The sequence below is a fragment of the Streptomyces sp. NPDC012769 genome, from assembly GCF_042901205.1.
In the GTDB taxonomy this organism is placed as follows: domain Bacteria; phylum Actinomycetota; class Actinomycetes; order Streptomycetales; family Streptomycetaceae; genus Streptomyces.
This window is the reverse complement of record NZ_JBIBCP010000001.1, coordinates 247,383-273,283: the sequence shown is the minus strand read 5'-3', so window position 1 is coordinate 273,283 and position 25,901 is coordinate 247,383. Positions and strand designations below refer to the sequence as shown.

Below are 25,901 nucleotides of genomic sequence, written 5' to 3'. Positions count from 1 at the left end.
GTCTAGTCGACCGGTTCCACGACGAAGAGGGGAATCTCCCGCTCGGTCTTGCGCTGGTAGTCCGCGTAGTCCGGGAAGGCGGCGACCGCACGCTCCCACCACACCCGCCGCTCCTCGCCGGTGACGATCCGCGCCCTCATGTCCCACACCTTGGGGCCGTCCTGCAGCCTGATCAGGGGCGAGGCCACGAGATTGTGGTACCAGACGGGATGCCTGACGGCGCCGCCGTTGGAAGCCACGAGCGCGTACGCACCCTCATGCTCCACCCGCATCAGCGGAGTCTTGCGGATCTTGCCGCTCTTCGCGCCCAGGCTCGTTACCAGCACCACCGGCAGACCCCGCATCGTCGTGCCCTTCGTGCCGCCCGACGACTCGTACAGCTCGACCTGATCGCGCACCCACTTCGCCGGGCTCGGCTCGTACACACCTTCAAGGGACATGACTGACCTCCGTAGTCACGGCACACGGCCGACATCGACTTCCGCGACGCTCTTCCCCGACGGATCGCCGGGAAACCGCCACCGTACAGAAGCGGTCATTCTCTGCGTGGGCCCTCTGCGCGGACCGTCTGCGTGGACCGACCGATCTGAGTACGCGTGCTCATGCGCCCCCTCGCCCGGCCCGCCAGATTGGACGCATGCATGCCGGGAAGCCAGGAAACGGGCCGTCGACGGGACAGCGGATCGCGGTCGCCGTGGCACTGCTGCTGATCGATCTGCTGGTCATCGCCTGGCTCCTGTACGGGTACGGCGTCACGGCCTGGGCCGACGGCTACGACCCCGCCAACCCGCCCGAGGCCCCCCGAATGGCCCGCCGATCCGCCTGGCTCCTCGCCGCCGCCGCGGCCGTCACCGGCGGCGGTCTCCTCCTCCTGCGCCGCTGGACCGCCGGCACCGTCCAACTCACGGCCCTCGGCTGCGCGTCGGCCCTCTTCGCCTTCCTCGCCACCCGCTAGGGCCTCTTCCCCGCGCGCCGCGGCCTGGGGGTTCGCTCACCAGCGCCGCAGCCAGTCGCCGTACCAGGCGCGGAAGTCGGTGAAGGCCGGCGTGAATCCTCCCCAGTCCGGATCGATCCGCCAGATCTCGCCCGTCCGCGGGCCGTTCAGGATCAGCCTGATGTACATGCCGCAGCCCTCTTCGGCCAGCATCAGCGTGCCCGGGGTCAGCTCCTCGGCCGGCGCGCGGAGCCGGCCGGGCAGCGGGTCGGTGAGAGGGAACGGCGCGGCGAGCCGCCCGGGGAGGCGGTCCTCCCGCCACTCGTCGTCCACGGCCCAGTCGTCGTCCGCCTCGGGGCGGGGCCGGGTCAGCGGCATCAGCCCGTGACCGGGCCCGGCCGGGCCGTCGCCCACCCGCGCGACGAAGGACCGGTACGCGACGGGCAGGTCGATCCCGTGGACCTCCTCGAACGCCCTGATCTCCGCCTCCGGCAGCGCGGCCCGTAGCCCGTACCGGTGACTGTTCGCCCCGAACCGCTCCCACCGCGGGTCCCGCGCGGCCATTTCCCGTACACGGGCACGTACGCCACCCGGGTCCCAGCTCTCCATGCGGCCCACCGTATCCGTGACGCCGTGGAGCCGCCCTGCCGCATGGGCGTCGACCTGTGACAACGGCTGTGACCGATGGAGTGGTTTGAGCTCCCCGTCCGTGTGAACGCCCTGGCCGCACGCCGGCCCCGGCCCAAGCATGTGCGGGACGCACCACACCACTTGAGCACTCTCGGGAGCGAGCATCTCCAGCACGTCCGATGTTTCCCGCACGTCCGCTGATTCCCCCACGTCCGGTGTTCCCGGCACACCTGACGTTGCCGGTACCGACGACACGGCCGCCACGCCGACCGAAACAGGCCCCCTTGCGCCAAGCGCCTTATCCGCCCCGCGTTCCGCGCACCCGCACCCCGCCCGGCCCTCGCGGCGGTCGGTCGTCACCGCGAGCGGTGCCACGGCGCTCACCGCCGGGCTCGCCGCCGCCTCGGCCGCGCCCGCGACCGCGAACAGCCCGGTCACGGCGCCGCCGCCCGGCACCGACCCCTCCGCCTACATCAGGGTCGCCCGCGCCATCGTCGTCCACGACGAGAACGACACCTCCCTCGTCCCCACCTACCTGAAGACCGTCGAGAACGGCCTGCCGCCGAGCCGGGGGAGGGCGACGAAGCGGGTCCTGATCGTCGGAGCCGGGCCGGCCGGCCTGCTCGCCGCCGACCTGCTCAACCGGGCGGGCCACGACGTCGTCGTGATCGAGGCCAACGGCAACCGGGTGGGCGGCCGCGTCAAGACCTTCCGCCAGGGCGGCCACGAGAACGGACAGCAGCCCTTCGCCGACCCCCGGCAGTACGCCGAGGCCGGGGCCATGCGCCTGCCCGACAGTCACCCGCTCCTCATGGCGCTGATCCGCAAGTACGCGCTCCCGCGCCAGGAGTTCCTGCTCGTCGACGTGGAGGTCGAGGACCCGACGAGGAAGGCCAACCGCACCTGGATCCACGTCAACGGCGTCCACGTCCGCAAGGCCGACTACGAGCGGCGCCCGGAAGTCGTCAACGACACCTTCGGCGTCACGGGACCGCACCGCACGCGGACGGCGTCGGCGATCCTCGCGGAGGCCCTCGAACCCGCGCGCCGCCTCGTCCGGGGCAAGGAGGGAAAGGCCCTCGTCGACGGATGGGCCGAGGTCCTCAGGCGGTACGGCCACTGGTCCATGTACCGCTACCTCACCGAGGTCGCCGGCCTCGACACCAGGACCGTCGACCTCGTCGGCACCCTCCAGAACCTGACCTCCCGTCTCCATCTCTCCTTCCTCCACAGCTTCCTGTCCAGTGCCCTGATCGACCCCAGGACCACGTTCTGGGAGCTCAAGGGCGGGACCGCGGGGCTGGTGGACGCGATGTACGCGCCCGTGAGGAGCAAGGTGCGCCTCGACCGCCGCGCCGTACGCATCGAGCGCGGCGGCGGCAGGGTACGGGTGCACACCGTGTCCGAGGACTGCCAGACCGGCGCGGGCGGTGTCACGGAGGTCTTCGAGGGCGACGAGGCCATCGTCACCGTGCCCTTCTCCGGACTGCGCCACGTGGCCTTCGACCCTCCGCTGAGCTACGGCAAGCGCCGCGCCGTCACGGAACTGCACTACGACGCCGCGACCAAGGTGCTGCTGGAGTTCTCCCAGCGCTGGTGGGAGTTCACCGAGGAGCAGTGGAAGGTGGCCCTGGACTCCATCGAGGACGGCCTCTACGCCGCGTACAAGGCGGGCCGGGTCAAGGACGGCAGGCACCTCGGCGCGCACCGGTCGGTGAAGGACCTGGGCGTGAGCGTCTCCGACGACCTCCGGCACTGCTTCGCCGTCTTCCGCCCCGCCGGCATCGGCCGCGAACCACAAGCCGCTCACGTCCGAGGCGGCGGCTCCGCGAGCGACAACGCCAACCGCTTCATGTTCTTCGAGCACGCCCACCCCATGGAGGGGAGCGACGGAGGCGTCATGCTCGCCTCGTACAGCTGGTCCGACGACGCCCTGAAATGGGACGCGTACGGCGACGAGGAGCGGTATCTCCGCGCCCTCGCCGGGGTGCAGTCCGTCTTCGGCCGGCGTTGCGAGGTGTTCTTCACCGCCAAGTGCAAGACACAGTCGTGGATGCGGGACCCCTACGCCTACGGGGAGGCCTCCGTGCTCCTTCCCGGGCAGCACATCGAGCTGTTTCCCGACGTCCCCACGTCGGAAGGGCCGCTCCATTTCGCCGGTGACCACACTTCCGTCAAACCCGCCTGGATCGAAGGCGCCCTGGAATCCGCCGTCCGTACGGCGCTGAGCGTCCACACGGGCTGAGAGGGCCTGCCGGGCCGGTGGATCACGGGGTGGTGATCAGCTCGTTGAGGCGGGTCGCCAGCCAGGGCTTGCGGCCGCCGGCCCGCATCCGGCCGCGTGCGATCTCCTTCCAGAGCGGCGTGCGCCGGAAGGAGACGAGCAGGAAGGCGGTCGGTGCCGCGACGATCCGGCAGTCGTAGGCGCGCGGCGGGGCGTCGCGGGTGACCGTCGCCGCCCCGTCGTCGACGACGACCGCCAGCCGCGGTCCGCCCTTGACGGTGACGTCGAAGGCGATGCTGACGCCCTGGGCCCTCTTCGTGTCGAGGGCCAGCGGCATCACCGACGGCATGGCCTGACCGATCACCAGGCGCGCTTCCTCCGGAGGGATCGACCACGGAAGTCCGGCGCCCCGGGCGATGTCCAGACCGTGGACGAGGCTCTCGCTGAGCAGCATGCCGGTGGCCGCCGAGAGCGGGAGGGCGACCTTCGGGCCGAGCCAGGGAGTGGCGACGGGGGTGTCCGGGGCGAGGTGTCCGGTGGCGCGCAGGAACGTCTCGCCCCGCTCGGCGACGAAGTCGCCGAGGCGAGCGCGGTCGGCGCCCTGGAAGAGCGCGATCGATGTGGCGTTCACGGCCGCGACCCGCTCCGCGAGCGGCCCCTCGTCCGGTGGCAGCAGGCCGTCCCACTCCACGGGCTCGTCGCCGAAGGCGGAGCCGTACGCCAGATAGGCGGCCACCAGGTGGGCACCGACATCGCCCACGCTCCACACGGGGACTCCGGAGGCGGCGTCGAGGTCGGGTACGTCGCGCAGCAGCCGCACCAGTCGCCGCATCGCCCCGCCCAGCGCGGCCCGGGTCCTGGCGTGCTCGGCGACGGGATCGAATGTCATGCCCGTGCCCGTGCCCGTGCCCGTGCCTGTGCCCGTGCCCGTGCCCGTGCCCGTGCCTGTGCCCATGTCCATGCGACTCCCCCTCGCTGCTGACGAGCCCGCACATTACCGGTGGGTAGGGCTGCGGGGACAGGCCCCGGCGGGGTTCCGTCGGCGTCGTGCGGCGACCCGTCTCCATGGCGACCCTCGTGCGGAATCGGAATCGGAATCGGAATCGGGGGTCGGAGGCGGAACCGGGCCAGGGCCGCCGGCGTCCCCTCCAGACATCCGCAAGATCACGAACTCTGCCGGAGGACCCGCAGATGACGGCACCGACCACGGCGACAGCCGCCCGCTACCTCTACCTGACGCGCCATGGAGAGGCCACGCCCGACGAGAGCGGCCTGAGCGACAAGGGCCGCCGCCAGGCCGTCCTGCTCGGCGAGCGCCTGCGCGGCGCCCCGCTCGCCGCGATCCATCACGGCCCCCTCGCGCGGGCGGAGCAGACGGCGAAGCTGGTCGGTGAGCAGCTCGACGGTGTTCCTCTCGCCGTGACGGAACCGGCCGGCGACTACATCCCCTACCTGCCGCACCGCGAGGAGCTGCCGCCGGAATCGGCTGACGCCATGCTCGACCACCTGGCCGGGTTCCCCGCCGAGGAACGGGAAAAGGGCCCCGGCCTCGCGCGGGAGGCCGTCGCCCGCTTCACCGGCCCCGTCGACGGCGCCGAGCCGCGCCACGAGCTCGTGGTCACGCACAACTTCCTGATCGCCTGGCTCGTACGGGCCGCCCTCGACGCCCCGAAGTGGCGCTGGATGGGCATCAACCACGCCAACGCGGCCCTGACCGTCATCCGTTACGCACCCGGCCGCCCCGCCTCCGTCCTCTTCTTCAACGACACCGCCCACCTCCCCGCCGACCTCCGCTGGACCGGCTTCCCGCCCGAACTCCACCTCTGACAGGCGCTCATGGGTCAGGAGACCGACCGCCCGCCGCCCCGGGAGGGCACACAGCCCCGCCGGATGTGACACGTGGGGACGCGCGGGCCCGGACGCATCCAGGGCGTGGGTGCCTCCCCGTCCGTGCCTCCCCGTCCGTCGGCCGGTCGGCTTGATAGGCAAGCGTTCACTTGCCTATGGTGGGCGTCATGACGGAGGACGTCTTCAAGGCGCTCGCCGACCCCACCCGTCGGCGGATCCTCGACGAGCTGGCGGAGCGGGACGGTCAGAGCCTGTTCGAGATATGCGCGCGGCTGGTGACCAAGCACGGTCTCGGGCTGTCGCGTCAGGCGATCAGCCAGCATCTGGCCGTCCTGGAAGACGCGGGACTCGTCGTTTCACGACGCCAGGGCCGCTACAAGTTCCACGACCTCGACACCGAACCCCTCGAGCGCGCCATGACCCGCTGGCTCAAGCCTCAGGCGCGGCCCGGCGCCGCGTCGGCGGACCACGTGGCCGCCACGGCCGCCACGCCTGCCACGGCCGCCACCGACAGCCCCGGCGACACGGGCAGCACAGACAACGCGGAGAACACCTCATGAAGATCCACCTCACCAGCGTCTTCGTCGACGACCAGGAGAAGGCCCTGCGCTTCTACACCGACGTGCTGGGCTTCGTGAAGAAGTACGACGTCCCCATGGGGGAGGAGGCCCGCTGGCTGACCGTGGTCTCCCCGGAGGAGCCGGACGGGACCGAACTGCTGCTGGAGCCCTCCGGTCATCCCGCCGTGCAGCCGTACAAGACGGCCCTTGTGCACGACGGCATCCCGGCCGCCTCCTTCGCCGTGGAGGACGTCCGGGCGGAATACGACCGGCTGCGGGAGCTCGGGGTGTACTTCACCCAGGAGCCGCTGGAGATGGGCTCGGTCACCACCGCGGTCCTGGACGACACCTGCGGCAACCTGATCCAGATCGTCCACAGTGAGTGAGCCGGACCGCGGAGGCGGCGAGCCGGCCGAGCATCGCCGTTACGCCGCGTACGTCACGGCCCTGGATGCCTTCGCCGAGGCGAAAGGAGCGGACGAGGCCGGGGAGGCGGCCCTGGTGCTCGCCGTCCTGCGGGACGAGGACCAGGTGATGGCGCAGAGCGCGGTCGTCCGCCACGTCGACCGCCGCGCGGCCGAGTTCCTGACCGACCCGCGGTTCCCGGGCTGGTGCCAGGCCTTGAGCGGCGCCGTCGCCGGGCGGGACTTCCCCACCCGCCGTCTGCGCGAATGGAGCCTGCTCCGGGCGATCGCGCTCGGCGAGCCCTGGACCCCGGAAGAACTGTCCGCCGCCACCGACTGGTGCCAGCGCACCGCCGTCGACGGCCGCTTCCCCGTATCGCCCGCGGCCCTCACCCTGCTCGCCGAGCACGGGCGCACCCGCCGCGTCCGCAACGCGGCCGTCCGCCCGGCCGCGCCCTCAGGAACAGGCCTCAGTACGTGAGTCCCACGTGCGCCAGCGCCTGCTTCAGGAGGACCGCGTGCCCGCCCGGCATCTCGCTCTGCACGGCCGGCGAGACGGCCTCCTGCGGGCTGAACCAGACCAGGTCCAAGGCGTCCTGCCGAGGGCGGCAGTCGCCGGTGACCGGCACGACGTAGGCGAGGGACACCGCGTGCTGACGCGGGTCGTGGAACGGGGTGATGCCCGCCGTGGGGAAATACTCGGCGACGGTGAAGGGCTGGAGGGCCGCCGGGATACGGGGGAGGGCGACCGGGCCGAGGTCCTTCTCCAGGTGCCGCAGCAGCGCGTCCCGGACCCGCTCGTGGTGCATCACGCGGCCGGACACCAGGGTCCGGCTGATCGTTCCGTCCGCGCCGATGCGCAGGAGCAGTCCGATGCTGGTGACCTCGCCGCTGTCGTCCACGCGTACGGGCACGGCTTCGACGTACAGGATCGGCATCCGGGCCCTGGCCATGTCCAGCTCGTCCGTGGTCAGCCAGCCGGGCGTGGTCTCAGTCATGTCAGACATCGCTTGATCATACTTTCCTGGAGGGGCGCGCGGGGGCAGAACCGCCCGGGCGCGCCCCGTGTCAACATTCCGTCGCGCGTTCCCTTCCCCTTCGGGAAGGCCGGGCAGTCCTGGGCGGGCCTACGAGTTCGTCGGGTGGGTCAGTCGACGCGGATGGCCAGCATGCACGCGTCGTCCTCGTGGCCGGCCTGATCGGGCTCGGCGAGTACGGCGTCGATCAGCTCTTGGGGGCCGATGCCCGGGGAACGCGACATGACGTCGGCGAGGCGCTCGATGCCCTTGGTCACGTCCTCTCCTCGGCGCTCGACGATCCCGTCGGTGTACAGGAGCAGAAGGTCGCCCGCGCGCAGCTCCGTCGTCTTGGTCTCGTACTCGTACCCGGGCAGGGCACCGAGCAGCGGGCCGCGTTGCGGTGTACGGAGCGGTGCCGCGTGACCGTCCCGGAGCAGGAGGGGTGCCGGGTGGCCGGCGTCGGCCCAGTGCAGGGCCCGGCGGTCGTCGATGTGGCCGGTGACGACGGTGGCGGTCTGGCCGGAGGGTTCGCTGCAGACCAGCTCGTTCAGCCAGGTCGTGATCTCGCCGGCCGAGGCTCCGGTCTGTGCGAGGCCGGCCAGGGCGTGGCGCTGTTGCGACATCCGGGCCACCGCGTCCAGGCCGTGCCCGGAGGCGTCGCCGATGGCGATCAGGACGCGGCCGTCCGGCAGCAGCCGGCACTTGTACCAGTCGCCGCCCACCGCGGCGTCCGCTTCGGCGGGCCGGTAGGAGGCCGCGACCGTGAGCCCGACCGCGGCCAGGGCCTCGGAGTGGGTGGGCAGCAGCGCTTCCCGCATGGCGTCGGCGATCCGCCGCTCGGCCTGGGACTGGCGCCGCAGCCGGTCGGACTCGCGTTCCGTCTCCGCCAGCCTGCGGCGGCTGCGGATCTGCGGGGTCAGGTCTCGGGCCACCAGATTGACGGCCCAGGGCCGCCCGTCGGTGCCGGCGACCGGCCGCCCGAGCAGGTCGAGCGTCCTGACCTCTCCCAGCACCAGGAACCGGATCCGGGTCCAGGCCGGTTCCTCGCCCGCCAGGACGGAGGTGAGGAACTCGGCGAACGCCGTCAGATCGTCCGGGAGCAGCGCGTCGCAGAGCTGCTCCAGTGTCCAGGGCATCCGGATGTCGGCGTGGAAGATCCGGGTGAGCCCCTCCGACCAGGTCACCTTGCCCGACAACAGGTCCCAGTTGCCCCAGCCGAGCGAGGCCAGGTACTGGGCGTCGATGGTCAGCAGCTCCGTCTGGCTCTGCACCGGCCGCCAGGTGACGAGCAGCTGCTCACCGCAGAGCGCCGCCGTGTACAGCAGGGGAGCGCGGTGCAGCCGGCCCAGACGCTGTTCGGTGTAGTCGACGACACGGCCCTCCATCGGTCCACCGCCGGCGGTGACGTCGATGAGCGCCGTGAGCAGCCCGCTGTTCGCCGCTCCGGGCCGTGCTTCCAGGAAACGCTGTCCGACCTGCTGGTCCGGGGCCTCCAGCCACTCGGCCGACCGGGTGCGGTTGCCGGCGACGATGTGGAAATCCCGTACGATCCCGGTCTCGGCGTCGCGGATCGGCTCCAGGAGCGCGGCGGACGCCGGAATCGCGCTGAGCGCCGAGCACGTCCCCGCCGCGTCCCGGTCGTGGGTGCTGCACAGACAGCGTGGCGCCGCCTCGTGCGTGCCAGCGGCGGACGCCGGTGCGAGCAGTTGCACGGGAGCGGTGATCTCCTCACCCGGCACGGGCGACGGGGGCCGTTCCGCGGTACGGCGTACGGCCCCTCGCAGGGCCGAGACCTCCTGGCCGATCAGGTCTTTGAGCTCGTCGACGGTGTCAGGCAGCGGAAAACTCACAATCGCCTCCCGGGCCGGCTCGCGCACGCGGACCGGCGGCTCGGCCCTCGCGCCACCGGCTGCCACCAGCGCCGTTGCCCACCTCGTCCCGGATCATGCCTCTGGGCTCCGGGAAGGGGAGGGTGCATCCCGTGCGTAAAGTCTTGGCCATGCCTTCAACGCCTTCGTTACGCCGGATGCTCGTGGCCGGCGTCGAGCGCGTGGAGGTCCGGGGACGAGGCCCTCATGCCGTCGGACGCACGCGGCTCGGATGTCACAAAAATCGCTCCTGTCCCGTCCATGAGGTGGGGGCCGGGCCAGACGGCCCTCTCGGAGGGCATCCGGCCAGGGGAACGGAGTGTGAAAACGATGATCGGGACCGAGTTCCGCAGCGAGGACGTGCCTGCGGAGGACAGGTTCGACTGCTGGCGGGAGCTGGTCGAGAAGACGCGTCACTGTGACGCGATCACTCCGCACGCCGCCGACTTCAGGGCGGAGCTGCGGCACATGGAACTGGGACCCGTGACCGTGTGGAAGACGTCCATCCCGCCCACCCGTTTCCTGCGGGACGCCACGATGGCCCGCCGAGCCGACCCCGAGCTCTACCACCTCACGCTCATGCTCGACGGGGGCCTCGCCGTGAGCCCCGACGCCGGCCCGACGGCCATGGTCGGCCCGAGCTGCCTCAGTGTCATCGACAGCTCACAGACCTACGACGTCCGGTCGTACGGCGTCGGGTCCGCCGGACGCGAGGACACCGGACGCGAGGAGATCCGTGCCGTCGAGGGCGTGGCCGTCGACCTGCCCAAGGCGATGCTGCCCCTGTCCCCGCACCGCGTACGCCACCTGCTCGGACGCTCGGTCCCGACGCGGCAGGGCACCGGCGCGCTGCTCGCGGACTTCCTCGTCAGCCTCGACCGGCAGGCGCCGTTCCTCCAGCCCTCCGACGCGCCCCGACTCGGCCTGGTCGTACGGGACCTCATCGCGGCCTGGCTCGCCCAGCTGCTGGACGAGGAAGCCGCGCTGCCACCCGAATCCCGCCAACAGGCCCTCGTCCAGCAGATCAGGTCGTTCATCCGGCAGAACCTGCACGATCCGGAGCTGACGCCCGGTGTGATCGCCGCGGCGCACCACATATCGCTCAGCCATCTGCACCGCGTCTTCACCCAGCAGTCGGGCGGCGAGACGGTGGCCGCCTCGATCCGCGCACTGCGCCTGGACAAGGCCTACCGCGACCTGGCGGACCCGGCACTGAGCACCACCCCGATCCACGTGGTCGCCACCCGCTGGGGCATGCCCCGCGCCTCCGACTTCACCCGCGCCTTCCGCGCCGCCTACGGCCTGTCCCCGAGGGAACACCGCCACCGGTCCTTGACGGAGGCGCCGTAGGCCTTCTCGGTGGTGCGCCGCTCCCGGAGGCGTGTGCCGACGCGTCGCGCCGAGCACTGTGGTGACGTGCGGTGATGACGTGCTGCACCGACGCGGTGCTTCTGGCTACGCTGCTGGATATGCGGCACTGACTGGGAGGCTGCCGTGAGGGCGGTTCGCCGACGCCGGTTCCACCTGGACCAGGGGGGACACTCGATCACGGTCGTGTGGGAGTCGAGGCACCGCAGGGCCGAGTTGCTCGTCGACGGCAAGGTGGTGGCCGTGGCCCGAACGGCACGCCGTGCCACCACCGTGCTCCGGGGGGAGATCGCCGACCTGGACAGTGCCCTGCGACCGTTCACCGTCCGCCTGGCCGACCTGCCCGACGCCGAGCCGCTGTGCGCCGCGGTGATCGAGGGCAGGCAGTACCTCATGCCGCTCGCCCCCCTCACCGGCCAGGAGCAGTGGCACACCGAGCCGACGCCCCCGCCCCGCACCCCGGCCGAGCTGCTGGCGCGATGGCGCGCCCGCCACCGCCGGCGCCGCCACGAGTGAGCCGGGCAGCACCCCTCGTACCGGAGCAGCACCACCTCGCAGGGGAGGGCACGCCCTCGAAGTTCCCTCTTGCCGGGGATATCCGCTGGTCAGATGGGGTGAAGTGGCCGCGTGCCGCGTGTCCCGAGGGTGACCGTGAGGCGTTGATGGAGGCGTGAGTACTTCGAGCACACCCCCGATACTGTCCACCGCTCTCGCGCCCCTGGCCGCACCCTCCCCGCACGACTCGGGCGCGGACACCGCGCCCGGCGTCATAGCGGTCGACGCCTGCAGCACGATCGGTACGACACTGGTCGTCCACGTCAGCGGAGAGATCGACCGCTTCAGCACCGCCCCACTCGGCGCCCTGCTGGTCTCCGCGGCCGCGGAGGGCTACACCGGCCTCGTACTCGACACCTTCCGCGTCACCTTCTGCGACTCCGGCCTTCTGACCGTCCTGCGCTGGTGGCCCCGCAACGGGCGCCGACTCCGGCTCGTGAACCCCTCCCGAGCCGTGAACCGCCTCCTGCAGGCCGCCGCCGCGGTGCGGATACCGGCCGCCGCCGGCCCGTCGCCCGGGCTGAGCGACCGCTAGCGACGACCCCGGGGACGACCCGAGCCGGGGCCCGCGCCTGGTGCGCGGGCCCGGCCCGGTTAGCGCCCGGTTCGTGCCCGGTTAGCGCCCGGGACGTGCCCGGTGCGTGTCCGGCACGCGGCGAGTGTCGCCCCGCCTCGGTGCTTCCTACGCTGGGAGGGAGGGGTGGCGAGGTGAGGAGGGCTGTGATGGCCGCCATCTCCGTGCACACCGCCGTTCTGGGGGGCGGGCGGCCCACGCTTCCCTACGCGGAGACGGGTCGCCCCGGTGCCGGCCGCGACGGCACGGCGATCGTGCTCGTCCACGGCTACGTCGACTCCTGGTGGACGTTCGAACCGCTGCTGCGCCGCATGCCCGCCGCCCTGCACGCGTACGCCCCCACCCAGCGCGGACACGGCGACGCCGACAAGCCGCTGGACGGCTACCTCCCGGACGACTTCGCCGAGGACCTCATCGCGTTCATGGACGCCGTTGACATCGAGCGGGCGGTGCTGGTCGGCGGATCGAGCGGAGGCGTACAGGCCCGGATCGTCGCGGGCCGACGGCCGGACCGGGTGGCGGGACTCGTCCTGCTCGGCGTGCCCGCCGCGCTCGCCGACAAGCCGGGAGTCGCCGAGCTCTGGGAGACGGTGAGGAAGCTGGAGGATCCCGTGGACCGCGCTTTCGTGGAGGCATTCGCGAGCGGCATGACGGCGAGTCCGATGGGGCGCGGCTTCCTGCAGACCGTGATCGACGAGAATCTGAAGGCCCCGGCCCGTGTCTGGCGCGAAACCCTCCGCGGCCTCCTGGAGACCGACCTCCGAGCGACGCTGAGGGGGATCCTCGTCCCCACCCTCGTCGTCTGGGGCGACCGGGACCGCCTCCTGCCGCCCGAGGACCAGCGGACGATCCTCGACGCCGTCCCCGACTCCCGCCTCCTGGTCTACGAGGGCGTGGGCCACGTCGTGTACTGGGAAGCCCCGGACCGCGTACTCCGCGACCTCACCGCCTTCACCACGTCCACGGCCACGCGGTCCGCGTCGACCGTCGACGGCGCCTGACCGTTCGGCGCGGTGGCGGCAGTGGGTATTTTCCGGGTTTGGGATGCGTGGGGCGGTGCATACGGATGAGCAGGAATCGTGTCCGTTGAAAGAGGTGCACCGTGGGCATAATCGGCTGGATTCTGGTGGGCCTGATCGCCGGAATCATCGCGAAGTTTCTGATGCCGGGGAAGGACCCGGGCGGCATCATCATCACGATCCTGATCGGTGTCGCGGGAGGTCTTCTGGGCGGCTGGCTCGGCAAGGTGATCTTCGGCGTGGACTCCATCGACGGGTTCTTCGAACTCTCGACCTGGATCGCCGCAATCGTCGGATCGCTCATCCTGCTGGCCCTCTACCGCCTTGTGGCCGGCGCCCGACATCGCCACTAGCGACGGGCACCATGAGCCAGCGGGGAACCGCGGCTGATCTGGGCGCGGGCCGGAACCGGTCCGCGCTCAGTCGCGTGGCAGCAGGGTGCCGAGAGGACCGAGGTCGAGGTTCAGGTCCTCCAGGGCGTAACCGTGCTGGGCGCAGAGGTCCGCGAGGGTGTCGTGCAGGGCCAGCAGTGTGGCACCCAGTTCCTCTTCCTGCTCGTCGGTGAGGCCGCCGGCGTCCACGCGGCGCAGGGCCTGCCGTTCGATCAGCTGGCGCAGCAGCTCGACGAGGGTGAGGACGAGTTTCAGGAGGTCCTCGCCGACCGTCTCGGGGTCGCTGTGGATGCGGTGCGCCGGGGCGGTCGGCCCCGTGGTGGCCCCGGTGGCTTCCGGAGGCGCCTGGACGAGGCGGAAGGCCCGCGCCATGGAGTCGCCCACGCCCTCCGCGCCCTGGGCGCCCTGGGGGGAACCGGCAGCGGCGGCGGTCTCCGGCGAGCGGTCGTTGTCGGTCACGCCGACCGCCCGTCCGCGGCCTGTTCGGCCGCGTCGGAGCCGACGGAGACGATGAGCGCCCGCAAGGAGATGCGGACGAGGTCGATGTCGGCGATGGACAGGACGATGTCGCCGGCGATGACCACTCCGCCGCTGAGCAGGCGGTCGAGGAGGTCGACCAGAGCGACTTGGCGGTCCGGCAGGTGCTCGCCGTACTCGGGGAAGGTCATGGCTCGTGCCCGGCGTCGGCGGCGGGACGGTCGGAGTCTGCGGAGGGGGTGGCGAAGGAGTACGGCGCCCAAGGGCCCGTGACGTCGATGCGGATGCCCGGGAAGCGTTCGGCCGCCTCGGCGAGGGCTGCCCGGAAGTGTTCCGCCCGGTCGTCGGGGACCAGATAGGAGTCGTTGACGACGTTCTCGTCCGGACCGGCCAGAGTGCCGCGTTGAGGGGCGTGGCGCACGCGGTACGAGGTGAAGCGGGCCGCGATCTCCTCCACCGTCGCCGCGGCCCGCTGCGCCTGCCCGTAGACGGATTCCCGTGCGTGATGCCGGGCGCGCCGCCGCCGCAGGTACGCCTTGCCGGGGCTGAGGGGCGTGGTCGCGTCCGCGGTGGTCGTGTCCGCGGCGGTCGTGTCTTCGGCGGCAGCGTCGGCAGCCGATTCCGGGGGCACGGAGATCTTCACGCCGTACTCGGTGTGCGCGTGGAGGCGGGCCAGATGCCGGGCGAAGTCGGGGTGCTGTGCGGTGAGGACCTGGCGGGCGCGGACGTCGTCCTCGTAGATCGTGGCCATCCGCAGGGGCAGGACCGTGGCGTGGTCGGCGACGGCCTGGACGACGTCGTGGTGGGCGCGGGCGACGCTCTCGAGCCAGCCGAGATCCTCGAAACGACTCTTGAGGGCCGTCTCGTCGAAGTCCTCGCGGGGCACATGACTGACGACGAACGCGAGCGGATCCGGCCCCTGGTCCGGGCCGCCTTCCCGAGGGTCGGGAAGGAGCCGTACGGCGGCATCGGCGATGCCACGGAGGGCGGGAAGGCGCTCACGCAGCGAGCGGGTGGGCGAGGCGACGGCGTAGACATAGGTGACCGTGCCGGTGCCGGTGTCCCCGGAGGCGTTCACCGCTGCTCCCCGCGCGGGCGTCGGTTGGTGGTACGGCGTACGGGTCTGGCCCGACGTCCCGCCTCCGGCTCGGGCTCTGGCTCGGGCTCCGGTTCGGCTTCGGGTTCGCGTTCGTGGGTGACGTCGGACGATCCCGAGGACGAGGTCACGGAGGCGGTACGGCCGGTGATCTGGTCACGGCGCAGCGCTTCGAGCTCCGCGCGCAGCCGCCGGTTCTCCGCTTCGAGAGGGCTGCCCGCGTGCCGGGACGACAGCGACGGATCGTGCTCCCACCAGTCGATGCCCATCTCCTTGGCCTTGTCGACGGAGGCGACCAGGATGCGGAGTTTGATGGTCAACAGCTCGATGTCGAGCAGATTGATGCGGATGTCACCGGCGATGACGATGCCCTTGTCGAGGACCCGTTCCAGGATGTCGGCCAGACTGGACGGCGCGCTCGACGCGTAGGGCGCGGGGGCGGCGCGGGAGGGGAAGGAGGCTCCCAGTCGGCCGGGTTGGGGGTCGGTCACGATGGTGCCCTCGTCTCGTCGGTTTCGTCGGTCAGGACATCCGGTTCCGGTACTCCGCGATCTCCTCCAAGCGGTCGATCAGCTCGTCCTCGCGAAGGTCGAACGTCTCCTGGTCGATCTCTCCCGCGCGAAGCGACTGCTCCAGGTCGGCGAGCGCACGCCAGACGGGGGCCGGGTCGTAGTACTGCTCCTCGGCCCGCTCCACCGCCTGCTGGGCGACCCAGACGACCGCACGCACCGGCGCGGCGGGCAGCGTCAGCAACTGGCTCAGCAGTCCCACGGTGTCCTCCCTTCCGGTGACCCGTCGGCGGTCACTGCACGAAGCTGTACGGGGGCAGAGGGCCGGAGAACCGCAGACCGATGCCGCTGCCGATCTGCCGGGCCAGGCCGGCCTGGGCCTCCAGGAGCTCGTCCTTGCGGTCGTCGTGCACCAGCAGCGACAGGTTGAGGAAGTCGTTGCCCGCGGGCGGCCGGGTGACGTGTTCCCGGGCGAACGGCACCAGTGCCTGCACCAGGCCGGCGGCCAGCGACTCCAGACGGGCCTGCACCTCGCCGGCCACCAGCTCGCCCAGGGCCAGCGGCAGCTGGGGGTCCTGCTCGCCGGAGCGGATCCGCTCGTCCAGGTCCCGCGCCTCCGGTACGTCGTCGAGGACCTGGCGCAGCAAGGGCTCCTCGTCCTCCTGAGAGGCCCGCACGTGGTACTCGGCGCAGCCCCGCAGACGCTCCAGGGCAGTGAGGTAGCCGTCCGCGTTCGTCTCGAGGGCCGCGTGGACGGCCTCCTCGTCGGGGGCGACGTAACCGAACTGCAGCGGCAGCACCGCGCCGTCGGCCAGCAGACGGTCCTGCACCTCCTGGTGCAGCAGGAGGTCCCGGCGCTTGGGCCGGATCTCCTCCGACGTCTCGCTGACGACCGCGGACAGGGGACCGGCGGTGATCGTGCGCAGCGGGGACGGACGGGATCCGACGCCGTCCAGGCCGTCGATACGCCGGGGGTGGTCCGCGGCGACGATCGAGTACACGTAGAGCGCCATGGGTTACTCCTCGGGTTACTCCTTCTCCCGGCGAACCGGGCGCCGGGCGGCGGGGCGCCGCCGCCGAGGGGCGGGCTCCTCTTCCTCTTCCTCTTCTTCGTCCGCCTCGGACCTGGATTTGCCGGTGAGGGAGTCCGTCACCGCTTCCATGGCGCCGGTCAGCGCGCCCTTCGACTTGCCGTGGGAGCCGCCCTCCATCATGTCGCCGACCACTTCGGGCAGCTGGGCGGGGGCCTTGCGGCCGGATTCGAGGTCGAGGCGGTTGACCGCTTCGGCGAAGCGCAGATACGTGTCGACGCTCGCGACCACGATCCGGGCGTCGATCTTGAGGATCTCGATGCCCACCAGGGAGACGCGCACGAAGACGTCGATGACCAGCCCACGGTCGAGAATGAGCTCCAATACGTCGTAGAGGCTTCCTGAGCCGCCGCCTCCCGTTCGGGTGATGTTGCTGCCGCCCTGCGGCATCATCGTCATGACGCCTCCTTCCACGGGCGTCCTGTCGTTCAGGTCGACCTGTCGGTCATGTCTGTCTTCAGGTCGGTCCGTCGGTCATGTCTGTCTTCAGGTCGGTCCGTCGGTCATGTCCGTCCGTCGGTCATGTCGGCCTGTCGGTCATGTCGGCCTGTCGGTCATGCCGCGGCTGTAGCGGCGGGTTCGTTCGAAGGAGATCAGCTCGCCCTCCTCGTCCAGGGTGACCTTGTAGCTCGCCATCACGCTCGTCGTCTCCGGGATGCGCTCCAGCTCCACCACTTCCACCTGTGCCTCCCAGCCGTCCTCGCTCGGCCTGAGCGAGGAGACGGAATCGGGAGCCCTGCCGAGGAGCTGGGCCAGCTGCTCGGCCGCCGAGCGCATCGCCGACGCGGCACCCTGGCGCCGCCGGGGGGCACTGCGCTCCGCACTGCGCCTGGCCGGCTGCCTCCGGCGTTCGTCGCCCTCGTCACCGGCGCGTGCGGCGGTCCGTCGTGAGCGGGCGGGTTCGGCTTCGGCCATATGTCACTCCCCTGGGGAGACGGCCTCACTCAACCTAGAATGTCACTAAATGCGCACATAAGTCTTGCACCGGGGGCAGACGCTGGAAAGCGCCCCCTCCGAGTGGGCCCATCACGCCGACCGACCGCGGCAATCCGATCTCGCGGTCCCGTACCTTCGGCGACCTCGCGGTCCCGTACGCGCCCTGGCCAAAGGGGATGATCATGCAAGACACGACCAAGATCGCGCTTGCGGCCGCGGTGGCCGCCGGCTATGTCCTGGGCCGGGCCAAGAAAGGTCGGCTGGCCTTCACGGCCGCCACCTATCTCGCCGGCCGCCGCTTCGGACTCGAACCGGGGCAGCTGATGCGCGAGGGAGTCTCCCGGCTCAAGGAGATGCCCCAGTTCGCCGACATCGGCGACCAGCTTCGGGGCGAAGCCCTCGACGCGGGCCGCCAAGCCCTGAACGCCGCCGCCAATCGCAAGCTCGTCGAGCTCGCAGACTCCTTGCACGAGCGCACCCTCGAGCTGACCCGCATACGCGGCAGCCGGGGCGAGGACGAGGACAAGGGCGAGGACGCATACGAAGAGGAGGAACCGTACGAGGACGAGGGCGAGTTCGAGGAGGAGGACCAGGAGAGAGCATCGGAGCCGGAAGAGGAGGAGCCGGAGGAAGAAGAGGAAGAAGAACCGGAAGAGGAGGCGGAGGAGCCCGAAGAGCCGGAAGCGGAGGAAGAAGAAGAGCCACCGGAGGAGGAAGAGGAGGAGCCGGAGGAGGAAGAGGAGCGCCCGGCACCACGCCGTACCCGCGCGCCGGCCCGTGGCCGCGCCGACAAGGCCGCTTCCGCCCCTGCCCGTAAGAGCGCCCCCGCTCGCAAGACCGCGCAACGGTCGAGCGCCTCCAAGGAAACCGCTCCCGCCAAGAAGGCGGCGGCGAAGAAGACCACCGGCGGCCGCAAGCCCGCGGCCGAGAAGACCGCACCGGCCCGCAAGAGCTCCGCGGCCAAGACCACACCGGCCAAGACCACGGCGAAGAAGACCACGGCGAAGAAGACCGGCGGCACGGCGGCGGCCAAGAAGAGCAGTGGCACCACGGCGGCGAAGAGGACCGGCAGTTCCGCTTCCGCGAAGAAGACGGCGAGCGGCGGCTCGGCCCGTAAGACCGCTGCCAAGAAGACCACCCCCGCCAAGAAGACGACGAGCCGCAGTCCGGCTCGTAAGACGGCGGCCAAGAAGACCACGGCCCGCAAGCCGTCCGGGCGGAGGTAGGCCATGGCAACCTCACAACGCACCAGCGGCGCGAAGGAAGGCTCCGGGCTGGACCAGCTGCTGAAGGAGCTGTCCGGTTTCGCGGCGGCCCAGGCCGACCAGCTGGCAGAGAAGGCGAGCGGCAAACTCGGCGACCTCACCGACCAGCTCTACGACGTCGCCGACAACGGCGGCAAACTCTCCGACATCGGCGGAGTGGGCGGCCGGCTCCTCAGCGGCGACTCACCACTGAAAGCCGTCGCCGGGCAGGCGTTCGGGAACCTGAAGGACAAGGTCACCGGCGCCGCCTCCGAGGCGATGGGCAAGGGCCGCGGTCGGAAGGGCGGCGGTGGCAAGGTCGTCAACATCATCGAGGCCGTCGACATCGGGCTGCCGCTGCGCACGACCTACGACCACTGGACGCAGTACGAGAACTTCAGCAGCTTCGCCAAGGGCGTGCGCGACGTCTCGCAGAACGACGACACCACCAGCGACTGGAAGCTGAAGGTCGGTCCCTCCACCCGGAGCTGGAAGGCGACGGTCCAGGAGCAGGTTCCCGACGAGCGGATCGTCTGGACGTCCCAGGGCGCCAAGGGCACCACACGCGGCTGCGTCAGCTTCCACGAGCTCACCCCGACCCTCACCAGGATCGTCGTGGTCGTCGAGTACCAGCCGTCCGGGCTGTTCGAGAAGACGGGCAACCTGTGGCGGGCCCAGGGTCGCCGCCTGCGCCTGGACCTCAAGCACTTCCTGCGCTACGCCACCCTCAGCACCGAGGAACCCGAAGGCTGGCGCGGTGAGATCCGGGACGGCGAGGTCGTCCAGACCCACGAAGAGGCCCTGGAAGCGGAGGAGGAATCCGACACCGAAGCCGAGGGCGAGCCGGACGACTACGAGGAAGAGGACGAGGAAGAGGGCGAAGAAGAGGAAGCGCCGTACGACGAAGCGGAAGACGAAGCAGAAGGCGAAGCGGAAGACGAAGAAGAAGAGGAGGAAGAGGAACCCGAGTACGAGGAGGAGGAAGCCGATTACGAGGAGGAGCCCGAAGAAGAGGAAGAGCCCGCTCCCGCTCCTCGCCGCCGACGGCGCTAGCGAGCATGCGAACGGGGCCGGCAGGATGTCCTGCCGGCCCCATCCGCGCGCCCCCCACTTCACCTCGGAGCCCCTGCGGTCAGTGCTTCAGGGTGTCCTTCGCCTTCCGGCCGGTCTGCTTGGCGTCCCCCGCCACCTGCTCCGCCCGGCCCTTCATCTCCAGGCTCTCGTTGCCGACGGCCTTACCCGTGCTCTCCTTCACTTTGCCCTTCGTGGTCTTCGCCGCGTTCTTCGCCTTCTTGCCGACAGCCATCACTCTCGCCTCCACACCGGAACCGGTGGAGCGGTAAACGAATTCGACCCCAGCGCTTACCCCGATAGACCCCGAACAAGCATCCGTCCGATCGGCACCTGTGCTGCCCGCACGGGCAGCGGCAACAGTCGAAGCCAGCGGGGGAGGAGGGCCCGTGCACCCGCACGCAGCAGCAGCCGAAAGGCCCGCCGTAGCCCCCAGGCCGTCGCCCGCGCGCCACACAGCGTGAGCCGCGCGGAGCTCCGGCGGAGCAGGGCGTGGGGCGTCCGGCGCCGCCACGCGCGGCTGCGCGTCCAAGCGCCTCGGCTTCGGAGTCGGCGTCGGTGGTGTCGTCTCGTGGTGATCTTCATGACCATCTCCGACTGAGCCCCTGCCCTCCCTCTGCGCCGCCCGGCGCATTCCAAACATGGATCCGGAGGGATCCATCCCCCTACCCGCGCGGAATGTCCCTGACGAACACGAGGCCGTCGCTGTCCGCCAAGTGGGCCGGGTCGAAGGGGGCGTAACCGAACCAGGGTGACTCCCGGGGCGTGGGCCGGGTGTCGCCGAGGGTACGGGCCAGGAGGCGGGCGTCGATGACGCAGCGCTCCTCGGGGAGCGCGTACAGGAGCCCTTCGAGGGTGTCCGCGGGCGGGGTGTCCACACCGTGGTGCAGGATCGTGCCGAGAGCCGTGGCCATGAAGGCGTACCCGTCGCCGAGCTCGGCAGCCACCAGGGCACCGGCGCTCCACCACTCCAGCGGCATCCCGCCCATCCGCATGGTGCTCTTCTCCCGCTGGAGATGGGAGTTGTGGGCGTGGACGAAGACGGGGCCCCGGGCGGCGGCCGCGAGGAGGTTCCGGGCCATCATCTGGTCCCGCACGCTGACCAGCCTGGTCAGCCGGGACGGCGAGGTGTCGGCCATCCCGTGGTGGTAGCGCAGTAGCCCGAGGGCGGTGCGTCCGTACAGGCACGCCCGGTCCCAGTCGTCCCGCGGGGTCGTCAGGGCGAGGTGGGGCCTGCGCGCGTCGAGCAGCTCCACCAGATCGTCGGCGATCAGCCGCAGCCGACCGGCCTCGGCCGACCGCCCCACGGACCGGCACGGATCGCGCATCGCGGCGGGCTCGGTCCACCGGTCGTCGGAGCCGAGCAGGCGGTCGAGCGTTTCGGCGTCGCAGGGGAGCAGGTCCGCCTCCACCCGGGCCGAGAGGTAGTCGTGAAGTGCGAGGAGGGCCTGTCGGGGGCTCGCGGCGGCGGTGATCTCCAGCGGACCGTCGAAGCCGGCGAAACGGAGCTGCTCGGACTCGGGCCGGCCGTCGTTGTGGGCGCGCATCCACCGCACCAGCTCGCGGTTGGCGGCAAAGGCACCCCAGCCGTGACCGAAGCCGTTCTCCATGACCTCGTCGAGGGTGCCTGTGCCCCTGGTGACGTAGTCGTCCACGATCAGGCCCCGCAGGCAGTCGCTCTCGAGAGCGATCGTCCGGTAGCCCTCCTGCTCGACCAGCTGTCGGAAGAGCTCGTTGCGCAGGTCGAGCAGGGTCTCCTCACCGTGTGTGGGCTCGCCCAGGGCGAGCAGTCGGGGCCGGGTCGGCAGCAGTCTCATGACGGCGGCAGCGTCGACGGCGTGGGCGGTGTCCTTGAGGTCGGTCGCCATGCCTTCAACGCTATCGTTGAAGCCTCGGTGGAAACTTTTGCGCGATATCGTGGGCCTCATGGGGCGAAACCTTCAAAGTGATGATCGGCTCAGGCCGATCGATCTGGCCCGTGGGCATGGTCTGTCCACGCAGGCGGTCCGGAATTACGAGGCGGCCGGCATCCTTCCGGCCGCCGCGCGCACGCCCCACGGCTACCGCACCTACACCCCGCTGCACGCGGCGGCCCTGCGCGCCTTCCTCGCCCTGGCGCCCGGACACGGCCATGGGACGGCGACATCGATCATGCGGGCCGTGAACCAGGGCGCGGTCGACGAGGCCTTCCGCCTCATCGACGAGAGCCACGCCCAGCTCCTCGACGACCGACGCACCCTTCAGGCCGTGGAGAGGGCCCTGCGCGATCTGGTGCCCCTCTCCACGGACGCCGCGAACGGCACAGACCGCACGGACGGGCAGGCGGGGGCGTCCGGGCGCGGCGACATCTTCATCGGGCCGCTGGCACGGAAGCTCGGCCTCAGGCCCGCGACGCTGCGCACATGGGAGCGCGCCGGGCTGGTCCGCCCCCGCCGCGACTCCCGGACGGGCTACCGCCTCTACGGCGAGGCCGACGTGCGGGACGCCCGCCTGGCCCACCAGCTCAGGCGCGGCGGTTACCTGCTGGAGCAGATCGCCCCGCTGATCGACCGGGTACGGGAGGCCGGCGGCCTCGAGCCCTTGGAGGCCGCGTTGCGCGACTGGCAGGGACGGCTGTCCGCCCGCGGGCGGGCGATGCTTACCGGGGCCGCGGAACTGGAGGCGTACCTCCGGGGGCGTGGCTAGCTACGCGTGCGCTCAGCCGGTGTGGAGGACCCGCAGGCGATCGGGGCGCGCCGGATCCCGGTCGACGACCTGGACGGGCGCCTCCGCCCACTGCCACACGCTGATGCCGGGTGCCCGGGAGAACCGGATCTGTCCCCGGGTGCCTTCCACGGCGACATGCGGCCAGGCGACCGCCGTGCGCGCCCTTTCCGCGCCGTGGGTGCGCAGCACATCGGCGAGGACGGTGATCGTGTCGTACCCCTCGAAGGCGACGAAGGAGGGCGCTTCGGCCAGCCGTTCGCGAAGGTCCCGCTCGACGCGCACGCCGAGCGGGCCGAGGCGCTCGGGCAGATAGCGCAGGAACGGGATCCCGGCGCCGTCGTCGCCCAGCAGTGCCGCCCATTCGGTGAACTCCGGCTGCCCGGCCGGAGCCCCGATCATCAGCTCCGCGAGGCGCTGGTCGCGGCGGACGGCCTGGACGATCGGCACGGCCGGCTCCGGGTGGCCGACCAGGAGGAGGAGGGCGGTGGCGCCGTCGCCGACGAGTTCGTCGCACAACGCCGTGGGTGTGAGGGCGCCCATGTCGTGTTCGACGACGGTGCCGCCGCGCGGAGTGAGACGGTCCCGCAGGATGCGGGCGCCTGACGCCCAGTAGACACTCGCGTCGGCCGCCACGGCGATCCGGCGGTGACCAGCGCCGAACAGGAAGTCGGCGTATGTCCGCCAGCCGCGGGACTGCGGCGCGGGGAGGCGGGCGACCCACTCCGTCGGGTGTTCGGTGAGCGCGTCGAGAACCGCCGACGAGCACAGGAACGGCAGACCGAGGGCATCGGCCCGGCCGGCGGCGGCGCGGGCGACCACGCTGTGGTACTCACCCGCCACGGCGGCCACGCCCAGGCGGGCCAGTTCGTCCACGGCCGCCGCGGCCCGCAGCGGGTCAGCCGCGGTGTCCCGGACCACGAGTTCGAGCGGTCTCCCGGCGATCCCGCCCGCCCCGTTGACATCGCGTACGGCCAGTTCCAGCCCGGCGAGCAGGTGTCGGCCCGCCTCGGCCCAGCCTGGCCGCGTCAGTGGAACGAGCGCACCGATCCGGAGCACCGCATCGGCTGCCCGCTCCCTTCCGGAGGTCGAGGATGGCGTGCTCATACCTTGGCGTCTCCCCAGTGAGAAGCGGTGGCCGTATGCCCGACGTAGCGTGCACGTCAGCGGCGCCCGAGACTAGCCGAACCGTCAACACCCGCCCCCGGCCGCCCCCGCCGCCCGGGGCTCGCGTGGCGGTCAGTCGGGCTCCCCGTAGGTCATGAACCAGTGGGTGTCGAAGTAGCGGGCCATCGTGAACCGCTGGTGGGGGTCCGTGAGGATGCGGCAGACGAACTCCGCGGTCCGGAGGCCGAAGGGGACGTCCTCGCCGTCGAAGGACTGGACCACGACGGACCACCGGTCGGGGTCGTCGCCCTCGGTTCTCCAGCAGTACAGGTCCTCGTGCTCGGTGCCCGCCCAGACGAGCAGATCCTCCTCCCGAAGAAAGGTGGCCGGCTCCTGCATCAGGCCCAGATACCCGTCGAACGCACCCTTGCCGAACATCTCGACCATGCGCTTGTAGTCGCTCGGCAGTGCGGTGCCGATGCGCGTCTCCACCTCCGCCCAGTCCACGTCCCGGCGCCGATCGGGCCGTGCCCAGCCGGTGATCCGTCCCAGCCGCTCCACCCAGTCGACGTCCCCGACGTGCTCGTCGCCCTCGTCCGCGGCGACCGTCAGGGCTTCCGGCACCTCCCTGCGGGCGACCGCCAGCACCTCTCGCTCGACCGCCTCGGCGTCCCTCGCCGTCCCCGTGCCGACCCACCGGTCCCCGTACGCCCACGCCCGCATCGTCACGACCCGGTCCCCGAGAGGTCCGAGGAGGGCCGCACCCCTGGACTCGTCGACCGTCGGATCGACGAACCCCTCGAGGACGAGGGTGCGCGGGGCGCCGTACCTGGCGCCGAGCAGGTCGGTCACATCCTGCGGATCCAGGTCACCCGGCACGTACAGAAAGCCCCCCTCCGGGGCCACTCGGGCCAACAGGTCATCGACGGTCGCTTGCGTGAGCTCCATGACGGACAGTGAAGCGCACGGCACTGACACCGCCGACGGCCGAGCGCCCCACCGCCGGGCGCCACCACGGGGTCGCATATTCGTTTGCCGCGGTCCGGCCCGTTCGGATAGGAAGCCTGCATGCTGAAGGGCGACAAGGTCGGGCTGCGGGCCCGGCACGACGACGACATCCCGGTCCTGCTGGCCGAGCTCTACGACGACGTGGTCAACGGCTCCCGGGCCGAAGGCGGGCCGTGGCGGCCCCTCACGCCGGGGACGAAGGACCCGCGACTCGTCGTGGACGAACAGGCCCAGGGACTCGTCCAGTTCTCCGTGGTGGAGCTGGACGGCGGCACGCTCGTCGGCACCGCGACGCTCTGGGGCATCGACAACCACAACCGTTCCGCGCACATCGGTCTGGGCCTGCTGCCGTCCTCGCGCGGAAAGGGCTACGGCACCGACGTGGTCGCGACGCTGTGCCACTACGGATTCATCGTGCGCGGCCTCAAGCGGCTGCAGATCGAGACGCTGGCGGACAACACCGCGATGCTGCGTTCCGCCGAGCGCAACGGCTTCGTCCGCGAGGGCGTGCTGCGCTCCTCCGCCTGGGTGTTGGGCGAGTTCCTGGACGAGGTGCTGCTCGGCCTCCTCGCCGAGGAATGGAAGCCGGACGCGAAGGGCTGAAACCGCAACCGTCCGGCCCGGTCATCGCGTCCTTGCCATAGCGGCCGACCCGGCCGTCCGCTCCGGAGCGACAGCGACCTTGGAGAAGCGTCATCGACACGTTCACGCCCGACCGGCTCGGCGGGACCGCGCGACCGGTCCGCCGCAAGGCGGGAATCGGGGTCTTCCTGCTGGGCACCCTGGCCGGCATCGTGGTCACCGTCGTCGCCGTGACCGCCCTGTGGTGGCCGCGGACGGAGGTGACGTACCGGAACACCGCTCCCTCCGCGGTGGTCTATGCGGACAAGTCGGAGCACTTCCTGGGCATCGTGCACAAGCACACCCTGTCCGGACGCCACGAGTACCTGTTGGTGGTCGGCCGCGATCCCGGCTTCTCCTACGGGCACTTGGTGCACATCGATCCCGTCCTGGCGACCGAGGGCATCGAGTCCACCACGTGGACCGAGTCGGGCGTACGGCTCCGCTTCCGCACCGGTCACGAGCTCTTCGTCCCGGCCCGCTCCTTCCTCTTCGGAAGGTGAACCGGCCGTGCCGCGCCCCTCGATGACACCCGCGGCGCTGCCGCGGCACCTCTGATCGAAATTCGATCAATCGACAAAGATGCGTTGACTCGCTCATGGGCCACCTCTAGCTTCTGGCGACACCGGACCGCCAGAAGGGT

Annotated in this window: 31 protein-coding genes and 2 pseudogenes; 16 read left to right on the top strand and 17 right to left on the bottom strand. The window is 71.3% G+C overall.

All coding sequences use genetic code 11. The features are described 5' to 3' along the window. Positions 1-2: 2 nt before the first annotated feature. Positions 3-440 carry a nitroreductase family deazaflavin-dependent oxidoreductase gene (locus tag ACFY7C_RS01275; protein WP_389641901.1) on the bottom strand — a complete coding sequence of 146 codons (438 nt, stop codon included), beginning with the start codon at positions 438-440 and terminating at the stop codon, positions 3-5. Between the two features lie 197 nt (positions 441-637). On the opposite strand from ACFY7C_RS01275, the gene ACFY7C_RS01270 reads away from it, so the two are divergent. Next, positions 638-955 carry a DUF6234 family protein gene (locus ACFY7C_RS01270; RefSeq protein WP_389641898.1) on the top strand — a complete coding sequence of 106 codons (318 nt, stop codon included), beginning with the start codon at positions 638-640 and terminating at the stop codon, positions 953-955. Positions 956-991: 36 nt separating this feature from the next. Here ACFY7C_RS01270 and ACFY7C_RS01265 read toward each other — a convergent pair whose 3' ends face one another. After that, complete coding sequence (locus ACFY7C_RS01265; RefSeq protein ID WP_389641895.1) at positions 992-1,543, bottom strand: SMI1/KNR4 family protein; 552 nt, start codon at positions 1,541-1,543, stop codon at positions 992-994. Positions 1,544-1,895: 352 nt separating this feature from the next. On the opposite strand from ACFY7C_RS01265, the pseudogene ACFY7C_RS01260 reads away from it, so the two are divergent. Next, a pseudogene (locus ACFY7C_RS01260) lies at positions 1,896-3,809 on the top strand (flavin monoamine oxidase family protein); the annotation flags it as partial. A gap of 22 nt (positions 3,810-3,831) precedes the next feature. Here the strand turns inward: ACFY7C_RS01260 and ACFY7C_RS01255 are convergent. After that, positions 3,832-4,677: a maleylpyruvate isomerase N-terminal domain-containing protein gene (locus ACFY7C_RS01255; protein ID WP_389641892.1), complete on the bottom strand. Its 846-nt coding sequence runs from the start codon at positions 4,675-4,677 to the stop codon at positions 3,832-3,834. Positions 4,678-4,979: 302 nt separating this feature from the next. Between ACFY7C_RS01255 and ACFY7C_RS01250 the strand changes: the two genes are divergently transcribed. From ACFY7C_RS01250 to ACFY7C_RS01235, 4 genes and pseudogenes are all read left to right on the top strand, one after another. Continuing rightward, positions 4,980-5,615, top strand: a complete 636-nt coding sequence (locus ACFY7C_RS01250; protein WP_389641889.1) for a histidine phosphatase family protein — start codon at positions 4,980-4,982, stop codon at positions 5,613-5,615. Between the two features lie 188 nt (positions 5,616-5,803). Next, positions 5,804-6,079 (top strand): annotated as a pseudogene (locus tag ACFY7C_RS01245) (ArsR/SmtB family transcription factor); the annotation flags it as partial. 113 nt (positions 6,080-6,192) lie between these two features. Beyond that, positions 6,193-6,582 (top strand): VOC family protein, encoded by a 390-nt coding sequence (locus ACFY7C_RS01240; protein WP_389641886.1) that lies wholly within the window; start codon positions 6,193-6,195, stop codon positions 6,580-6,582. Further along, the gene (locus ACFY7C_RS01235) at positions 6,575-7,081 is read left to right on the top strand and encodes a hypothetical protein (protein WP_389641883.1); all 507 of its coding nucleotides are present in this window, start codon (positions 6,575-6,577) and stop codon (positions 7,079-7,081) included. Before ACFY7C_RS01240 ends, ACFY7C_RS01235 begins: the two co-directional genes overlap by 8 nt. Here the strand turns inward: ACFY7C_RS01235 and ACFY7C_RS01230 are convergent. Then, the gene (locus ACFY7C_RS01230; protein WP_389641880.1) at positions 7,071-7,607 is read right to left on the bottom strand and encodes an NUDIX hydrolase family protein; all 537 of its coding nucleotides are present in this window, start codon (positions 7,605-7,607) and stop codon (positions 7,071-7,073) included. The two genes, ACFY7C_RS01235 and ACFY7C_RS01230, sit on opposite strands and share 11 nt — an antisense overlap. Positions 7,608-7,747: 140 nt before the next feature. Next, positions 7,748-9,469 (bottom strand): PP2C family protein-serine/threonine phosphatase, encoded by a 1,722-nt coding sequence (locus ACFY7C_RS01225; RefSeq protein ID WP_389641877.1) that lies wholly within the window; start codon positions 9,467-9,469, stop codon positions 7,748-7,750. A 348-nt stretch (positions 9,470-9,817) separates the two neighbouring features. Here ACFY7C_RS01225 and ACFY7C_RS01220 point away from each other — a divergent pair, with 348 nt between their 5' ends. The 5 genes from ACFY7C_RS01220 (at position 9,818) to ACFY7C_RS01200 (ending at position 13,356) form a co-directional block, all read left to right on the top strand. Further along, positions 9,818-10,837 (top strand): AraC family transcriptional regulator, encoded by a 1,020-nt coding sequence (locus ACFY7C_RS01220; protein ID WP_389641874.1) that lies wholly within the window; start codon positions 9,818-9,820, stop codon positions 10,835-10,837. A gap of 144 nt (positions 10,838-10,981) precedes the next feature. Then, complete coding sequence (locus tag ACFY7C_RS01215) at positions 10,982-11,371, top strand: hypothetical protein (RefSeq protein WP_389641871.1); 390 nt, start codon at positions 10,982-10,984, stop codon at positions 11,369-11,371. Positions 11,372-11,525: 154 nt separating this feature from the next. Continuing rightward, positions 11,526-11,945 carry an STAS domain-containing protein gene (locus ACFY7C_RS01210; protein ID WP_389641868.1) on the top strand — a complete coding sequence of 140 codons (420 nt, stop codon included), beginning with the start codon at positions 11,526-11,528 and terminating at the stop codon, positions 11,943-11,945. A 188-nt stretch (positions 11,946-12,133) separates the two neighbouring features. Continuing rightward, a complete protein-coding gene (locus tag ACFY7C_RS01205) occupies positions 12,134-12,985 on the top strand; it encodes an alpha/beta fold hydrolase (RefSeq protein ID WP_389641865.1) in 852 nt (283 codons plus the stop codon). A 101-nt stretch (positions 12,986-13,086) separates the two neighbouring features. Next, positions 13,087-13,356, top strand: a complete 270-nt coding sequence (locus ACFY7C_RS01200) for a GlsB/YeaQ/YmgE family stress response membrane protein (protein WP_389641862.1) — start codon at positions 13,087-13,089, stop codon at positions 13,354-13,356. A 66-nt stretch (positions 13,357-13,422) separates the two neighbouring features. Here the strand turns inward: ACFY7C_RS01200 and ACFY7C_RS01195 are convergent, their stop codons facing one another. From ACFY7C_RS01195 to ACFY7C_RS01160, 8 genes are all read right to left on the bottom strand, one after another. Beyond that, entirely contained in the window at positions 13,423-13,854 is a 432-nt protein-coding gene (locus ACFY7C_RS01195; protein WP_389641859.1) for a gas vesicle protein K, read from the bottom strand. Beyond that, positions 13,851-14,063, bottom strand: a complete 213-nt coding sequence (locus ACFY7C_RS01190; RefSeq protein ID WP_389641856.1) for a gas vesicle protein — start codon at positions 14,061-14,063, stop codon at positions 13,851-13,853. Before ACFY7C_RS01190 ends, ACFY7C_RS01195 begins: the two co-directional genes overlap by 4 nt. Beyond that, entirely contained in the window at positions 14,060-14,950 is an 891-nt protein-coding gene (locus ACFY7C_RS01185; RefSeq protein WP_389641853.1) for a GvpL/GvpF family gas vesicle protein, read from the bottom strand. The genes ACFY7C_RS01190 and ACFY7C_RS01185 overlap by 4 nt, the downstream gene beginning before the upstream one ends. Further along, a complete protein-coding gene (locus ACFY7C_RS01180) occupies positions 14,947-15,459 on the bottom strand; it encodes a gas vesicle protein (protein WP_389641850.1) in 513 nt (170 codons plus the stop codon). Before ACFY7C_RS01180 ends, ACFY7C_RS01185 begins: the two co-directional genes overlap by 4 nt. Positions 15,460-15,490: 31 nt before the next feature. Continuing rightward, positions 15,491-15,739 carry a gas vesicle protein GvpG gene (locus ACFY7C_RS01175; protein ID WP_389641848.1) on the bottom strand — a complete coding sequence of 83 codons (249 nt, stop codon included), beginning with the start codon at positions 15,737-15,739 and terminating at the stop codon, positions 15,491-15,493. 31 nt (positions 15,740-15,770) lie between these two features. Further along, positions 15,771-16,490: a GvpL/GvpF family gas vesicle protein gene (locus ACFY7C_RS01170; RefSeq protein ID WP_389641845.1), complete on the bottom strand. Its 720-nt coding sequence runs from the start codon at positions 16,488-16,490 to the stop codon at positions 15,771-15,773. A 15-nt stretch (positions 16,491-16,505) separates the two neighbouring features. Continuing rightward, the gene (locus ACFY7C_RS01165; protein ID WP_389641842.1) at positions 16,506-16,967 is read right to left on the bottom strand and encodes a gas vesicle structural protein GvpA; all 462 of its coding nucleotides are present in this window, start codon (positions 16,965-16,967) and stop codon (positions 16,506-16,508) included. A 138-nt stretch (positions 16,968-17,105) separates the two neighbouring features. Beyond that, positions 17,106-17,483 carry a gas vesicle protein gene (locus ACFY7C_RS01160; RefSeq protein ID WP_389641839.1) on the bottom strand — a complete coding sequence of 126 codons (378 nt, stop codon included), beginning with the start codon at positions 17,481-17,483 and terminating at the stop codon, positions 17,106-17,108. A 203-nt stretch (positions 17,484-17,686) separates the two neighbouring features. On the opposite strand from ACFY7C_RS01160, the gene ACFY7C_RS01155 reads away from it, so the two are divergent. Both ACFY7C_RS01155 and ACFY7C_RS01150 read left to right on the top strand, forming a co-directional pair. Beyond that, positions 17,687-18,730, top strand: coding sequence for a histone protein (locus ACFY7C_RS01155; protein WP_389641836.1), 1,044 nt, complete (start codon positions 17,687-17,689; stop codon positions 18,728-18,730). A 3-nt stretch (positions 18,731-18,733) separates the two neighbouring features. Then, positions 18,734-19,801, top strand: a complete 1,068-nt coding sequence (locus tag ACFY7C_RS01150; protein ID WP_389641833.1) for an SRPBCC family protein — start codon at positions 18,734-18,736, stop codon at positions 19,799-19,801. 79 nt (positions 19,802-19,880) lie between these two features. On the opposite strand, the gene ACFY7C_RS01145 is transcribed toward ACFY7C_RS01150, so the two are convergent. Both ACFY7C_RS01145 and ACFY7C_RS01140 read right to left on the bottom strand, forming a co-directional pair. Beyond that, a complete protein-coding gene (locus ACFY7C_RS01145; RefSeq protein WP_389641830.1) occupies positions 19,881-20,054 on the bottom strand; it encodes a CsbD family protein in 174 nt (57 codons plus the stop codon). Positions 20,055-20,484: 430 nt separating this feature from the next. After that, the gene (locus tag ACFY7C_RS01140) at positions 20,485-21,687 is read right to left on the bottom strand and encodes an erythromycin esterase family protein (protein ID WP_389641827.1); all 1,203 of its coding nucleotides are present in this window, start codon (positions 21,685-21,687) and stop codon (positions 20,485-20,487) included. 58 nt (positions 21,688-21,745) lie between these two features. On the opposite strand from ACFY7C_RS01140, the gene ACFY7C_RS01135 reads away from it, so the two are divergent. After that, the gene (locus ACFY7C_RS01135; protein ID WP_389641824.1) at positions 21,746-22,504 is read left to right on the top strand and encodes a TioE family transcriptional regulator; all 759 of its coding nucleotides are present in this window, start codon (positions 21,746-21,748) and stop codon (positions 22,502-22,504) included. A 12-nt stretch (positions 22,505-22,516) separates the two neighbouring features. Here the strand turns inward: ACFY7C_RS01135 and ACFY7C_RS01130 are convergent, their stop codons facing one another. After that, positions 22,517-23,629, bottom strand: coding sequence for an ABC transporter substrate-binding protein (locus tag ACFY7C_RS01130; RefSeq protein WP_389641821.1), 1,113 nt, complete (start codon positions 23,627-23,629; stop codon positions 22,517-22,519). Positions 23,630-23,761: 132 nt separating this feature from the next. Continuing rightward, entirely contained in the window at positions 23,762-24,577 is an 816-nt protein-coding gene (locus ACFY7C_RS01125) for a hypothetical protein (protein ID WP_389641818.1), read from the bottom strand. A 120-nt stretch (positions 24,578-24,697) separates the two neighbouring features. Between ACFY7C_RS01125 and ACFY7C_RS01120 the strand changes: the two genes are divergently transcribed. Both ACFY7C_RS01120 and ACFY7C_RS01115 read left to right on the top strand, forming a co-directional pair. Then, positions 24,698-25,240 (top strand): GNAT family N-acetyltransferase, encoded by a 543-nt coding sequence (locus ACFY7C_RS01120; protein WP_389641815.1) that lies wholly within the window; start codon positions 24,698-24,700, stop codon positions 25,238-25,240. A gap of 191 nt (positions 25,241-25,431) precedes the next feature. After that, positions 25,432-25,761 carry a hypothetical protein gene (locus ACFY7C_RS01115; RefSeq protein ID WP_389641812.1) on the top strand — a complete coding sequence of 110 codons (330 nt, stop codon included), beginning with the start codon at positions 25,432-25,434 and terminating at the stop codon, positions 25,759-25,761. Positions 25,762-25,901 lie beyond the last annotated feature (140 nt).

What these genes read in the sequence shown, in the direction of transcription:
- ACFY7C_RS01275 (WP_389641901.1), bottom strand. Translation starts at nt 440, where the DNA reads ATGTCCCTTGAAGGTGTGTACGAGCCGAGCCCGGCGAAGTGGGTGCGC.
- ACFY7C_RS01270 (WP_389641898.1), top strand. Translation starts at nt 638, where the DNA reads ATGCATGCCGGGAAGCCAGGAAACGGGCCGTCGACGGGACAGCGGATC.
- ACFY7C_RS01265 (WP_389641895.1), bottom strand. Translation starts at nt 1,543, where the DNA reads ATGGAGAGCTGGGACCCGGGTGGCGTACGTGCCCGTGTACGGGAAATG.
- ACFY7C_RS01255 (WP_389641892.1), bottom strand. Translation starts at nt 4,677, where the DNA reads ATGACATTCGATCCCGTCGCCGAGCACGCCAGGACCCGGGCCGCGCTG.
- ACFY7C_RS01250 (WP_389641889.1), top strand. Translation starts at nt 4,980, where the DNA reads ATGACGGCACCGACCACGGCGACAGCCGCCCGCTACCTCTACCTGACG.
- ACFY7C_RS01240 (WP_389641886.1), top strand. Translation starts at nt 6,193, where the DNA reads ATGAAGATCCACCTCACCAGCGTCTTCGTCGACGACCAGGAGAAGGCC.
- ACFY7C_RS01230 (WP_389641880.1), bottom strand. Translation starts at nt 7,607, where the DNA reads ATGTCTGACATGACTGAGACCACGCCCGGCTGGCTGACCACGGACGAG.
- ACFY7C_RS01220 (WP_389641874.1), top strand. Translation starts at nt 9,818, where the DNA reads ATGATCGGGACCGAGTTCCGCAGCGAGGACGTGCCTGCGGAGGACAGG.
- ACFY7C_RS01205 (WP_389641865.1), top strand. Translation starts at nt 12,134, where the DNA reads ATGGCCGCCATCTCCGTGCACACCGCCGTTCTGGGGGGCGGGCGGCCC.
- ACFY7C_RS01190 (WP_389641856.1), bottom strand. Translation starts at nt 14,063, where the DNA reads ATGACCTTCCCCGAGTACGGCGAGCACCTGCCGGACCGCCAAGTCGCT.
- ACFY7C_RS01170 (WP_389641845.1), bottom strand. Translation starts at nt 16,490, where the DNA reads ATGGCGCTCTACGTGTACTCGATCGTCGCCGCGGACCACCCCCGGCGT.
- ACFY7C_RS01165 (WP_389641842.1), bottom strand. Translation starts at nt 16,967, where the DNA reads ATGACGATGATGCCGCAGGGCGGCAGCAACATCACCCGAACGGGAGGC.
- ACFY7C_RS01160 (WP_389641839.1), bottom strand. Translation starts at nt 17,483, where the DNA reads ATGGCCGAAGCCGAACCCGCCCGCTCACGACGGACCGCCGCACGCGCC.
- ACFY7C_RS01155 (WP_389641836.1), top strand. Translation starts at nt 17,687, where the DNA reads ATGCAAGACACGACCAAGATCGCGCTTGCGGCCGCGGTGGCCGCCGGC.
- ACFY7C_RS01150 (WP_389641833.1), top strand. Translation starts at nt 18,734, where the DNA reads ATGGCAACCTCACAACGCACCAGCGGCGCGAAGGAAGGCTCCGGGCTG.
- ACFY7C_RS01145 (WP_389641830.1), bottom strand. Translation starts at nt 20,054, where the DNA reads ATGGCTGTCGGCAAGAAGGCGAAGAACGCGGCGAAGACCACGAAGGGC.
- ACFY7C_RS01140 (WP_389641827.1), bottom strand. Translation starts at nt 21,687, where the DNA reads ATGGCGACCGACCTCAAGGACACCGCCCACGCCGTCGACGCTGCCGCC.
- ACFY7C_RS01135 (WP_389641824.1), top strand. Translation starts at nt 21,746, where the DNA reads ATGGGGCGAAACCTTCAAAGTGATGATCGGCTCAGGCCGATCGATCTG.
- ACFY7C_RS01130 (WP_389641821.1), bottom strand. Translation starts at nt 23,629, where the DNA reads ATGAGCACGCCATCCTCGACCTCCGGAAGGGAGCGGGCAGCCGATGCG.
- ACFY7C_RS01125 (WP_389641818.1), bottom strand. Translation starts at nt 24,577, where the DNA reads ATGGAGCTCACGCAAGCGACCGTCGATGACCTGTTGGCCCGAGTGGCC.
- ACFY7C_RS01120 (WP_389641815.1), top strand. Translation starts at nt 24,698, where the DNA reads ATGCTGAAGGGCGACAAGGTCGGGCTGCGGGCCCGGCACGACGACGAC.